This is a genomic window from Photobacterium frigidiphilum (assembly GCF_003025615.1).
GTDB classification, from domain to species: domain Bacteria; phylum Pseudomonadota; class Gammaproteobacteria; order Enterobacterales; family Vibrionaceae; genus Photobacterium; species Photobacterium frigidiphilum.
This window is the reverse complement of sequence record NZ_PYMJ01000010.1, coordinates 42910-56009: the sequence shown is the minus strand read 5'-3', so window position 1 is coordinate 56009 and position 13100 is coordinate 42910. Positions and strand designations below refer to the sequence as shown.

Genomic DNA, 13100 nt, shown 5'->3' with positions numbered 1-13100 from the left:
GATAATTAATGGATTTGGTACAATATCCGGCTGATTATTGGACACTTTTTCCCTCTTCTTGCTATCGATTATCGTTGTCTTATAACTGAGAAGCTCCGAGTTTATACTGTGATATAAATCATATTTTTAAGCAGAAAAGAGCATTGGCATCTAAGGTTTATATAGGTCTTTTTTTCGGGAGTTGAGACATGTATAAATCGTGTATGGTAGCTTTTATACTTTTCTTTAGCAGCTTCAGTGTTCACTCTGTTGCCGATGATCTGACTGAGTTTGATTACCCCTTATTATTAGGTGATTGGTATTGGTTTAGTACTTCTGATGATGGTATTGAAAGTGAGGGGGAGAGTTATCGGGCGATGAATATTAAATTCAAGTCGTCTTACAATTTTGTTATTCGGTTATTACGTGTCGATGGCTCGGTTGATGAGTGGGCGGGTAAATACGATGTTGATGAAACGAATATTGTATTTTCTTCTGAAGGGCAGTTAGAACAAAACCATAATTATATGCTCACGTATAATCAATTTATTTTAGACGGGGCTCGATTCACTAAATTAGCGCCAGAAAATTTACCGGGTGAATGGCGCTCATCGAAAATTTCGGGGCGAGACGTTGCGGAAGGTATTTCTGAATTATCTATTTCATTGCGACCTGACTTCTTATTTTCGGCTGAAGTATCGAATAATGAGGGGAAAAAGAAAGAACACCGTGGAATCTATTATTTGGAAGATGACCATATTGTTTTAATCTACGAAGGTGGTCAGCAAGACAGCCAGTTTTTATTAGGTTCAGATACATTGACACTATCTAATACACAATTTGGTATGGAAGCGGTTATGCAGCGAGAATAGTGTTGTAGATAAATAAATTATATGTATAAAAAAACTCGTCATCGTGACGAGTTTTTTGTATATAAAGCAATTTTAAAATAGATAGAATTTAGTTAGCAATTTTAAATGCTTGGCGAAGCTGCGTTAAATAATTTTCATCTCGGCACATGATTTTGCCTGGTTCATCAGAGATTTTAGCCACTGGTCGACCTTCACATTGCGTCAGTTTTAGCACAACATTTAATGTTTCAACACTCGGTAAATCACATGTTAATTGAGTGCCAATTCCAAAGCTGACGTTAATACGTGAAGCAAAGTGTTTATAAATGTTTAATGCTTTATCCAATGTTAAGCTATCTGAAAAGATTAAAGATTTTGTCTTTAAATCAATGCCCAAAGATTCATAATGCTTAATGGCTTTTTCACCCCAAGTGATTGGGTCGCCGCTATCGTGGCGTAACCCGACGAAACGTTCAGATAACTCTGAGTTAAAATCACGTAAAAACGCGTCGGTATTAATGCAATCGGTTAGGGCAATACCTAACGAATCTGGGTACTCTTGTAGCCATCGGTTTAATGCTAGCTGTTGTGAATCGGCAAGTTCACCGGTTAATTGCTGGTGAGCTTGAAACCATTCATGTGCTTGTGTACCAAAGGGGGGTAAATTTCGTGTTCGAGCCAAATGGTAATTTGATGTCCCTTTAAATTCAGGTACGTTTGCCGCTAAATAATCGACAACTTTGTGGTGTACATCTTTAGAGAAACGTCGACGGCTACCAAAATCAATTAGATCAAATTGGCTTAAATCCGTGACTGTCTGTGTTTCATCATCTACCGTTTTAGCGTTTTGGTAAAAACGCTCGATTTTAGTTTTAAGTTGTGCGATTGCGTCATCTGCTGTTGAATTTGGGTAACAAATGGATGAACGAATTTCGCATATGATAGCAAGTAATGGGACTTCCCATAAAATGATATCAATCCACTTACCCTTAATCTTGATTGAAAGCTGATCGCCTGAACCATCTACCGTTACTTGTTCACTGTTGAGTGAAAAGTCTTTTAAATAAGTAAGGTAGTCTTTCTTGAAGAAAGAGAGTGATGCAAGGTAATCTAACTCTTCTTGTGCAAATGACAATGTTGAGATGTGTTGAATTTGTGCTTGAATTGCGTTGGCGTAGGGACGGAGGTCTTCTTTGCTTCGGCAATGAAATTCAGCAACGGCTTCTACGTGTGGATATTGATGATAAATCGCTTGCTGCATGTGCAGCTTATACGCATCGGTATCAAGTAGGGAGTCAATAATCCCAATGAGTTTTGTGTGATTCATATCTAATGCTGCTGTTTAATGCAATCCGGAAATTTTACATTATTTTGAGCCTGATTTGATATGAAATATGAAAAATAAATGCAATATCAGTTTATAAAAAAGAATTGAGGGCGCGTTCAGTTATTATTTAAGCAATAACTTTGAGGTAGCTTGGGTATAAGTCTTTATTTTTAGCTGAATTATTACGCACTGAAGCGACAAAAGCATGAGTTTACGAGTATAGTTGACATTAATTCTTGTTTGAGTGCCATAAAGGCAGAATAATAATGACAGGCGTCAGTCGTTTAGAATGAGGACTTCTTGTTCTAGCGGATAACAAAGGAATAAAAAAGAATGAGCGAATTATCGACACAAACAGCAAGCCCTAAAGCAAAGTACCGTGCAGATTACATAAAGCCAGACTATACAATTACCGATATTGATTTTGAATTTGACCTGCATGATACAGCAACACACATTGTTGCAGTCAGCAAGGTTGTTCGCCAAGTCGAAACCGATGCGGCGTTAGTCTTAAATGGTGATGGGTTAGAGTTAGTTCGCGTAGAAGTAAATGGCACTGCATGGTCTGATTATGACGTGTCAGAGTCATTATTAACGCTACGTAGTTTGCCTGCAAGTTTTGATCTGACAATCGAAACATTAGTTAATCCAGAAGCCAATACATTGCTTGAAGGTTTGTATAAATCGGGTGGTGGTTTTTGTACTCAGTGTGAAGCTGAGGGTTTCCGTCGAATTACTTTTTATCTTGATCGTCCTGATGTACTTGCTCGTTTCACCACAAAAGTCATTGCAGATAAAACAAGCTTCCCTTATTTATTAAGTAACGGTAACCGTGTTGCTGAAGGTGATTTAGACAATGGTCGACATTGGGTACAGTGGCAAGACCCATTCCCAAAACCTTCTTACCTGTTTGCACTTGTTGCTGGTGACTTCGATGTACTGCGTGATAAATTCACAACCATGAGCGGTCGTGATGTTGAGTTAGAAATATTCGTTGATAAAGGTAATCTTGATCGTGCAGATTACGCGATGGCTTCACTTATCAATTCAATGAAGTGGGACGAAGAACGTTTCGGCTTAGAATATGATCTTGATATCTACATGATTGTCGCTGTTGATTTCTTCAACATGGGCGCAATGGAGAACAAAGGCTTAAACGTCTTTAACTCTAAGTTTGTTTTAGCCAATTCAAAAACAGCAACTGATACAGACTATCAAGGTATTGAAGCGGTAATCGGTCATGAGTATTTCCACAACTGGACGGGTAACCGTGTTACTTGTCGTGACTGGTTCCAGTTAAGTTTAAAAGAAGGGCTAACGGTTTTCCGCGATCAAGAATTCTCTTCTGATCTTGGTTCTCGTGCCGTTAATCGCATTCAAAATGTTCGTATTATGCGTGGTCCTCAATTTGCTGAAGATCGTGGTCCTATGTCTCATCCAATTCGCCCTGAAAAAGTGATTGAGATGAATAACTTCTATACGTTAACAGTGTATGAGAAGGGCAGTGAAGTCATTCGTATGATGCATACTTTATTGGGTGAAGATAAATTCCAAGCAGGTATCAAACTGTACTTTGAACGTCATGATGGTACCGCGGCAACATGTGATGATTTTGCACAAGCAATGGAAGATGCATCGGGTGTTGATCTTACTCTGTTCCGTCGCTGGTACAGCCAAGCGGGTACACCTATCGTTACGGTGACAACCGATTATAACGCAGAACAGAAACGTTACCTTGTCACTATTGAGCAAAATACAGCACCAACAGCTGGCCAAGACGATAAACTTCCGCTTCATATCCCAATGGACATCGAATTATATGACAGCGTAGGTCATGTTATCGCCTTAGAGTGTAATGGCGAGCCAATTCATCACGTACTTAACGTTACTGAAGCCAAACAAGTCTTTGAATTCGATAATGTAAATGAAAAACCCGTAATATCATTACTCCGTGAATTTTCTGCGCCCGTTGTATTGGAATACGGTTATTCTGATGAAGAGTTAGTGTTCTTGATGGTGCATGCGCGTAACGAGTTTGCACGTTGGGATGTGGGTCAAATGCTACTTGCTAAGTACATTCGTACAAATATTGCCAATGTGCAGCAGGGTAAAGACGTTGAACTTCCTGAATCGGTAATTGATGCGTTCCGTGGTGCGTTATTGGATGAAAATCTGGATCCTGCATTCATTGCCGAAATGCTGGCATTACCAAGTGAAAATGAAATTGCAGGTTGGTATAAGATCGTTGATGTTGATGCGATCAATGCGGTTGCGGGCAAGATCAGTGCGATCTTAGCTTATGCACTAGAAGATGAATTAACCGCTATTTATCACTCTCTTTCTCAAGGCGAGTATAATTTAGCTCATGAAGCAATGGCTAAACGCGCACTGCGTAACCGTTGCCTTTCTTATCTTGCTCATACTGAAGAAGGTAATAAGTTAGTTGCAGAGCAATATGTGTCTTCAGATAATATGACAGATACAATGGCATCAATGGCTGCTGCAAATAATGCAGAATTACCATGCCGTGCAGAGCAAATGACAGACTTCAGTGATAAATGGACACATGATGGCTTGGTAATGGATAAGTGGTTCATGTTGCAAGGTGCAAACCCTGCGGCAGATTCACTGGCTAATGTGCGTAAAACAATGTCTCATCCAGCATTTGATTTGAAAAACCCGAATCGAACCCGTAACTTGGTTGCAAGCTTTTGTGCTAATAACCCAGTTCGCTTTCATGCAAAGGATGGTTCAGGTTATGCGTTCTTGACCGAGATTCTAACGGCACTAAACGCAAGTAACCCACAGGTTGCTTCACGCTTGATTGAACCATTCTTGAAGTACCGTGTATATGATGAACAGCGTCAGGCATTAATGCGAGCAGAATTAGAAAAAATAGCGAAGCTTGAAAACCTCGCTAACGATCTATTCGAAAAAGTGCAGAAGGCGTTGGATCAATAGTATTTGATTTAGCAGCCTAATAAGGGCCTCTAACGAAGAGGCTCTTATTTTATGATCATCTACTTATCCAGATAGGTATGATCTTTTTGTTTGTTTCTTTTTTATCTTTCTTTTATTTTTGTATGGTGCCATGACGACGTATACATTTTCGATGAACATTAGCTACCAGTCTTATCTTAACCATTATTCTGGTGCAGCTAGCACGGTACTGGTTGTAACAGATAGCGGACTTAAACTTCAACTGCCAGCCTCGCGCTTTCGTCCATTCTTGAGCCAATTAGGTGTAAGAGGGCGTTTTAGAATTGTAGTGAATGCACAAAATAAATTTGAAAAGATAGAACAGATCTAAATTTAGCATTATTCATTGCCAGTTTCATAACATCAAGTTATTAACATCTTAATAAGTATTCACCTATTGTGATTGTCTATTTATTTATATTGTGTAGCGGTTTCCCTCATAAAATTTATTCTCGCCATTAGAAAAATTGATATATGAAATAATTGGTTAGACCAATGACTAAGGTAAAAGAAGTGGCCTATTGCTTATATGCATTCAGCTAGATAGAACCGCCAGTCAAAATCTTAACCTTAGTCACATATTCGATTTTTTCTTCTCTTTATAGTGTAATTAACGTAACCATTGCGCAACAAAACCCCCTACAATAGCTATCACGCTAAAGCGTTCAAACCCCCTATACTGAACTATAAACATAATAATGATGGAGCAATTGCTATGACCGCACCCGATCCGATAGTGCCGGTACTGCTTGAGAAGGTATATGGCTTAATCCAGAATAAGATTGAAGCCCCTCAGCAGTCATTAGTGGATGTTTTTGCTCAACGATTGTTAGGGCAACTGGCTGATGATGATCTGCTTCAACGGAATGAATCTGATTTATATGGTGCTGTACTTAGCTTATGGCACCATTTGATGCAAAACAAACCTGAACAAAGCTCTGTTCGAGTATACAACCCAACACTTAGTCGATATGGATGGCAGTCAACACATACTGTGGTTGAAATTGTAACGCCTGATTGTCCGTTCCTTGTTGATTCAGTGCGAATGACATTGAACCGTCTAGATATTACTAGCCACCTTATGCTCAATGGTCCGTATTTCTTCAAGCGTGATGAAGACGGTAATATTGTAGAAGCATGTGGAAAGGAGGGTGATTACCAAACACTTTTCCACATTGAAGTGGATCGCCTAACCAGCAAAGAAGAAATGCAAGCACTCAAAAAAGAATTAGAACACGTGCTAAGCGATATTGACCTGGTTGTGAACGATTGGCAGGCGATGCAAGATAAGATGCAAGACATTGCTCAGGATCTTAAAACTGCAGATTTGCCAGTAAACAATGTTCATCGCGAAGAAGCTGTCGAATTTATTAATTGGTTAACACGCCATAACTTCATGTTCATGGGTTATCACCAATATGATTTAAACCCTATAGAAGGGGATTACAAGCTTTGTCCAAGTGATGAAAGTGGCTTAGGGCTATTAAATAAGACAGATATAAAGCATTGCTTACTATTGTCTGATTTACCAGAATCAGCCCGTATCGAAGCACGTAAGCACGATATTTTGATTCTAACGAAAAGCAACGGTAAATCCAAAATCCACCGTCCTGCTTATGTTGATTATATTGGTATTAAACGCTTTGATGAGAAAGGCAATGTTATTGGTGAACATCGCTTTGTGGGGCTTTACGCGTCAACGGCTTACCATCAGAGTGCACTGAATATTCCTCTGATTCGAGATCGCGTTTCACGTATTCTTGAGGCGAGCGGCTATAGCGAAGGTTCACATTCGTGGAAGGCGTTAAATAATTTACTCGAAACCTATCCTCGCGATGAACTCATTCAAGCAAATGAAAAAGAAATGCTAGATGTGGGTTGTGGCGTTGTTCAAATGCAAGATCGTGATTTGCTACGATTATTCGTACGACGTGACCCATTCGGTCGTTTCTTCTCGTGTATGGTTTACGTAACAAAAGAGCGCTATAACACCGAACTTCGCAGTAAAACACAGGAAATTCTTAAAGACTATTTTGGCTCTGAGCAGACTGTTGAATTTACTACTTTCTTTTCTGAAAGTTCATTAGCGAGAACTCATTATATCGTGCGAGTTAAAAATAATAATTTCAATATCGATGCGAAAGGCATTGAACACAATCTTGTTGAGGCTGCGGCTTCTTGGGAAGATCGGTTAAGTAACTCGTTAATTGCTAATTTTGGTGAAAGTAAAGGTATCCCGCTTGGTAAGAGCTATGCACGTGCTTTCCCACGCTCGTATAAAGAAGAAATGCTACCGGGTTCTGCCGTGGCTGATATTGAACAGCTAGAAAGCTTGAGTGAAGATAACAAGCTTGGCATGTTGTTTTATCGCCCTCAAGAAGAAGCGAACGATTCACACTTTGTTAAGTTGAAGCTTTTCCACCGTGACGAGCCCATTCACTTGTCTGATGTTATGCCAATGCTTGAAAACCTTGGCTTACGTGTAATTGGTGAATCACCTTACCAAGTCGTTAAAGCAAATGGCACGGTGTATTGGATTCTTGATTTTTCTATGCTGCATAACGCATGTACAGGAATCGATTTAAGTGAAGCGCGCGATCGTTTCCAAGATGCATTCTCTTCGATTTGGCACGGTAACTTAGAAAGTGATGGTTTTAACCGTTTAGTACTTTGCGCAGGGTTAACGGGTCGCGAAATTACCGTGATTCGTAGTTATGCTCGTTACATGCGTCAAGTGGGTTTCCCATTCAGCCAACACTACATTGAAGAAACATTATCGAGTCATAGCGATCTTGCTCGTGATTTAGTGAAGCTGTTTACACTGCGTTTTGAACCAAGGAAAAAGTACTCACCAAAAGCTGAGCAAGATCTGATTAAGAAGCTGCATGATAAGTTGGATCGTGTAGAAAGCCTTGATGATGATAGGATCATTCGTCGCTTCATGGATATGATCCTTGCAACGCAACGTACTAACTATTATCAAACAGATGAAAAGGGCAATGCAAAGCCTTGGCTATCATTGAAGCTTCGTCCTTCAGAAATTCCAGAGATTCCAGCACCGGTTCCTTTCTTTGAAATCTTTGTCTACGCACCTGATATAGAAGGTGTTCACCTACGTGGCGGTAAAGTCGCGCGTGGTGGTTTGCGTTGGTCAGATCGTCAAGAGGATTTCCGTACAGAAATTCTTGGCTTAGTAAAAGCACAACAAGTTAAAAATACCGTTATTGTACCTGTGGGCGCTAAAGGCGGTTTCATCTGTAAGCGTCAGCCTCAGATGACAACACGTGAAGAAATCTGGAATGAAGGTCAGCGTTGTTACAAGCGTTTCATTCAAGCCTTGCTGGATGTGACCGATAACATTGTTGATGGCGAACTAATGCCGCCAGTGAATGTTGTTCGTCACGATGAAGATGACCCGTATTTGGTCGTTGCAGCTGATAAAGGTACCGCAACCTTCTCTGATTTGGCAAACTCAGTATCAGATGATTATAATTTTTGGCTAGGTGATGCGTTCGCATCTGGTGGCTCAAATGGTTACGATCATAAGAAAATGGGTATTACGGCAAAAGGTGGCTGGGAATCAGTCAAGCGTCATTTCCGTGAGCTAGGTATTGATTGCCAATCTACCGATTTCACGTGTGTGGGTATCGGTGATATGGCAGGTGATGTGTTTGGTAACGGTATGTTGTTATCAAAGCACACGCGCTTAGTTGCTGCATTTAACCATATGCATATCTTCTTGGATCCAAATCCGGATGCAGCGAAGACTTGGGAAGAACGAGATCGTCTATTTAACCTTCCGCGTTCAAGTTGGGAAGATTACGATAAAAGTTTGATCTCTGAGGGTGGTGCGATCTTCTCTCGTCGTAGCAAGTCGATCAAACTAACCCCGCAGATCCAAAAACTCTTGGGCACACGTAAGCAAAGCGTACCGCCTAATGAGTTGATTGGCCTTATCTTGCGCATGGAAGTAGATCTTCTGTGGAACGGCGGGATCGGTACTTACGTTAAAGCGACCACTGAAACACATACTGACGTTGGCGACCGTGCGAACGATGGTTTACGCATTAATGGCGGTGAGTTACGTGCAAAAGTAATTGGTGAAGGTGGTAATCTGGGTATGACCCAGCTTGGCCGTGTTGAATTCGCTAAAACGGGTGGCTTAGTTAACACCGATTTCGTTGATAACGTTGGCGGCGTAGATTGTTCAGATAATGAAGTAAACATTAAAATCTTGCTAAATAGCCTTGTCGCTGGTGGCGATCTTACTTATAAACAACGTAATGAAGTGCTTGAAAGCATGGAAGATGAAGTAGGAGAGATCGTACTAGATGATGCGTATTGTCAGAGTGAATCTATCTCTGTAACGCAACAACAGCACGTGCAACTGCTGAAAGAGCAAATCCGCTTTATCCATCATTTAGAGCGTGCCGGTAAGCTAGATCGTGCACTTGAGTATTTACCTGATGATGAGACATTGGCTGAGCGAGAAAAATCAGGCATGGGTCTGACTCGACCTGAACTTGCTGTATTGGTCGCTTACGGAAAAATGGTGCTAAAAGAAGATCTAGTCAGTGATGAGATAGCAAATGACCCATACCATGCCCGCTTGCTACCTGCGTATTTTCCTAAGCAACTTAAAGAGAAATACCGTGCACAGATGGATCAACACCCGCTAAGAAAAGAACTGATTGCAACATCGCTCGCAAATCAAATGTCTAACGAAATGGGCTGCAATTTTGTCACACGTTTGCAAGAAGAGACGGGTGCTACGGTTGTAGAAATTTCATCGGCTTATTCTGTAGGGCGCGAAGTCTTCCGGTTTGATACGTTCTTTCATCAAATTCGTGAACTAGACAATAAAGTGTCAGCAGAAGTACAGTACGAAATGCTTTATCGCTGTCGTCGTATGTTACGCCGCGCCACGCGCTGGATATTACGTAATCGCGAACGCAAACTAGCAATAGAACAACAGATTGCATTGTATCAACCTATTTTGAATACGTTACAAGAAAACCTTGAAAGTTACCTTGTAACAGGAGAGGTTGAAGAGCATAACGATCAAGCGAATGTGATGATTGAGCAAGGTGTTCCTGCTGAGCTAGCACACAATATTGCACGACTAACTAGTTTGTATTCTGCGATGGATATTGCTCAGATAGCAAAAGAACTGGATAAAGATATTGATCATATCTCGCGTGTTTACTTTGTTGTTGGCTCTAAATTGTCTTTGCATTGGTTCTTACAGCAAGTACACAATCAGCCAGTAGAAAACCATTGGCAAGCGTTGGCTCGTGCTTCGTTTAGAGAAGATCTGGATTGGCAGCAACGCCAGTTAACATCTGCCGTTATCAGCAGTAATCAAAATGATGAGTCTGCAGAGCAAAGTATAGAAACATGGATAGGGATGCACGAGACTGCTATTCATCGTTGGAACAGTGTACTCGCTGAATTTAAAGTGGGTACAGCCCATGAATTCGCGAAATTTTCTGTAGCCTTACGTGAATTAATGTTACTGAACCTGAACTGCCGTCCCAATATGTGAGGCGCCAGAGATAACTATCATAAGTCTATGATATAAATTTGGTTCCTACTAAAAAGCCATTACATAACAGATGTAATGGCTTTTTTTATTGCTTAAATAACGATTGGTCAACATGGCTGTTACATATTGCTGGTTAAACGGAATCGTTTGCGTTGTTTTTGATAAATTAATGACAAATTTGAAACTGTAACTCATTGTAAATAAACGTCTAAATGTAAGTAATTGTTTTATTGATACAAATGGCGTAAATAGTCATTGAAGTAGAAGGGATAACTGTGAATAATAAGCCCGTTTATTTGGAGCTTTTTATAAGGAGAGACAATGATTTATCGCCTCGCACGATCCGTTTTTTTCCAGCTAGATGCTGAAAAGGCGCATGATCTTGCTATTCAGAACTTTTCTCGTTTTACCGGCACTCCGCTTGATCTCTTCTATCGTCAACATGTACCTGATCGCCCCGTTGAAGTCATGGGTATTAAATTTAAAAACCCTGTTGGATTGGCTGCTGGCCTAGACAAAAATGGCGAATGTATTGATGCATTTGGCGCAATGGGTTTTGGTTTTGTAGAAGTGGGTACAGTAACGCCACGTCCACAATCAGGAAATGACAAGCCACGTCTTTTCCGTATATTGCCTGCTGAAGGTCTTATTAATCGTTTTGGCTTTAATAACCTTGGCGTTGATAATCTGGTTGAGAATGTAAAAAAAACCAAATATGACGGTGTTATCGGTATTAACATTGGTAAGAATAAAGACACACCAATCGAGAAGGGTGCAGAAGATTACTTAATCTGTATGGATAAAGTTTATGAGCATGCTGGCTATATTGCGGTAAATATCTCTTCACCTAATACCCCAGGGCTTCGTTCTCTTCAATATGGAGAAGCGCTTGATGATCTTTTGTCCCAGTTAAAAGCGAAACAAGAAGAGCTGGCAGAAAAACACGGTAAGTATGTCCCGTTAGCACTGAAGATCGCACCCGATCTAGAAGATCATGAAATTGTGCAAATCGCAGAATCTTTGATCAAAAATAAAATTGATGGCGTGATTGGCACTAACACGACATTAGATCGCACATTGGTTAAAGGTATGCCACATTGTGATGAGATGGGGGGGCTAAGTGGTCGTCCGTTACAAAATCGCAGTACTGAGGTTATTCGTCGTTTAGCTGAAGAGTTAAATGGCGCTTTACCAATTATTGGTGTGGGTGGTATTGATTCTGCTATTTCAGCACGTGAAAAAATGAATGCAGGCGCACAGCTTGTACAGATTTATTCTGGTTTCATTTATCACGGACCAAAATTGGTAAAAGACATCGTGACGAACTCTTAAATTGACCATTTCTTAAATTGAGTACTTCTTAAATTGAACTTTGATGAAATGCATTTTTAAGTACTGCTTTCGAAAAAGTTCCACCTTTTAGTTCTCGGTAGCTAAAATATCATTGAAAATTGTCAAAATTACATTTTCATGTAACAAAAAGGGGATATTTATTCCCCTTTTTTTTTATCCTAACCCCCGTAAAATTCTCCTAAAGTTTTTTCTGTATTGTTAGATACGTAGTACAAAGAACTGTTTCTGGAGCGTTTACGTGTTAAAACCAAATAATTCATGGATGTGGTATTTCGACCTTAAGGATAATTCCCTAATGTTAGATTTGGGAAGTGATATGGTTTTTCGTGTAGGTATTCCAGCAAAACATCTTATCCCTTCGGCGAGTGAACAGTGTGAATTTACTGTTGATGACGCCTCTATTTTCCAGAACTATAAAGAAAACGTTTCACATTTAGAGATATCTGAACCGCGTAAAGCTGAATTAGCACTAAATGCGGTTGCAGCCAGTCGATTCCATAAACCGATGATGCCCAAAAGTTGGTTTTTTGAGACTCAATCAGTAAGCTGTGAGCCTGAGAATGGTGACATCGTAACCCTTCAAACACCTTTAGGTATGGCAAAGTTCATTGTTATTGAGAATAGCGGCTGTGCAAGCCTATGTATGATGGTCGATGTAGAGCCTTTAGCGCTGTCTAGCACTAAGGAAATGCGCTTTTGTGACACTATCAAGGTTATGAACGATCGTATCACTGCTTACGAAGAAGACGCGATACTGAACCTAGCACTCGTAGGTTAATGTTAATAGTGTCGCTTAACGAGTGTTAGCTACTTATTTCTTACCACATTCCTACAACCACCGATATAAAGCCATGTCTCTAGGGTTATCGATACTCTTGCCTATAAGCCTTCTGCGTATCTAATCTCTGCCACACACATACCCAATCCATTAATTATATTTTGTCGCCACACCATCTTTCACCTTCTTACCTTCAATTTAAACCCAGCCTTCAATCTTATTATTACAATCTATAGCATTAAGCGTCTGATGAAAGTGGCGCTTGATGAATCTAAGCATCTGATAAGA

At 40.2% G+C, this 13100-nt stretch carries 7 protein-coding genes; 6 read left to right on the top strand and 1 reads right to left on the bottom strand.

Annotated elements, in window-relative coordinates; translation table 11 throughout:
* The first annotated feature begins 188 nt into the window (after positions 1-188).
* Positions 189-851 (top strand): lipocalin-like domain-containing protein, encoded by a 663-nt coding sequence (locus C9J12_RS11955; protein WP_107242923.1) that lies wholly within the window; start codon positions 189-191, stop codon positions 849-851.
* Between the two features lie 88 nt (positions 852-939).
* Here C9J12_RS11955 and pncB read toward each other — a convergent pair whose 3' ends face one another.
* Entirely contained in the window at positions 940-2157 is a 1218-nt protein-coding gene (pncB, locus tag C9J12_RS11950; protein ID WP_107242922.1) for a nicotinate phosphoribosyltransferase, read from the bottom strand.
* Between the two features lie 333 nt (positions 2158-2490).
* Between pncB and pepN the strand changes: the two genes are divergently transcribed.
* The 5 genes from pepN to C9J12_RS11925 all read left to right on the top strand — a co-directional run bounded on the left by pepN (position 2491) and on the right by C9J12_RS11925 (position 12812).
* Positions 2491-5118, top strand: coding sequence for an aminopeptidase N (gene pepN, locus C9J12_RS11945; RefSeq protein WP_107242921.1), 2628 nt, complete (start codon positions 2491-2493; stop codon positions 5116-5118).
* A 130-nt stretch (positions 5119-5248) separates the two neighbouring features.
* Positions 5249-5467, top strand: coding sequence for a DUF2835 domain-containing protein (locus C9J12_RS11940; RefSeq protein WP_107242920.1), 219 nt, complete (start codon positions 5249-5251; stop codon positions 5465-5467).
* Between the two features lie 384 nt (positions 5468-5851).
* Positions 5852-10681 carry an NAD-glutamate dehydrogenase gene (locus tag C9J12_RS11935; protein ID WP_107242919.1) on the top strand — a complete coding sequence of 1610 codons (4830 nt, stop codon included), beginning with the start codon at positions 5852-5854 and terminating at the stop codon, positions 10679-10681.
* A gap of 321 nt (positions 10682-11002) precedes the next feature.
* The gene (gene pyrD, locus C9J12_RS11930) at positions 11003-12013 is read left to right on the top strand and encodes a quinone-dependent dihydroorotate dehydrogenase (protein WP_107242918.1); all 1011 of its coding nucleotides are present in this window, start codon (positions 11003-11005) and stop codon (positions 12011-12013) included.
* A 259-nt stretch (positions 12014-12272) separates the two neighbouring features.
* Positions 12273-12812, top strand: a complete 540-nt coding sequence (locus C9J12_RS11925) for a cell division protein ZapC (protein ID WP_107242917.1) — start codon at positions 12273-12275, stop codon at positions 12810-12812.
* Positions 12813-13100 lie beyond the last annotated feature (288 nt).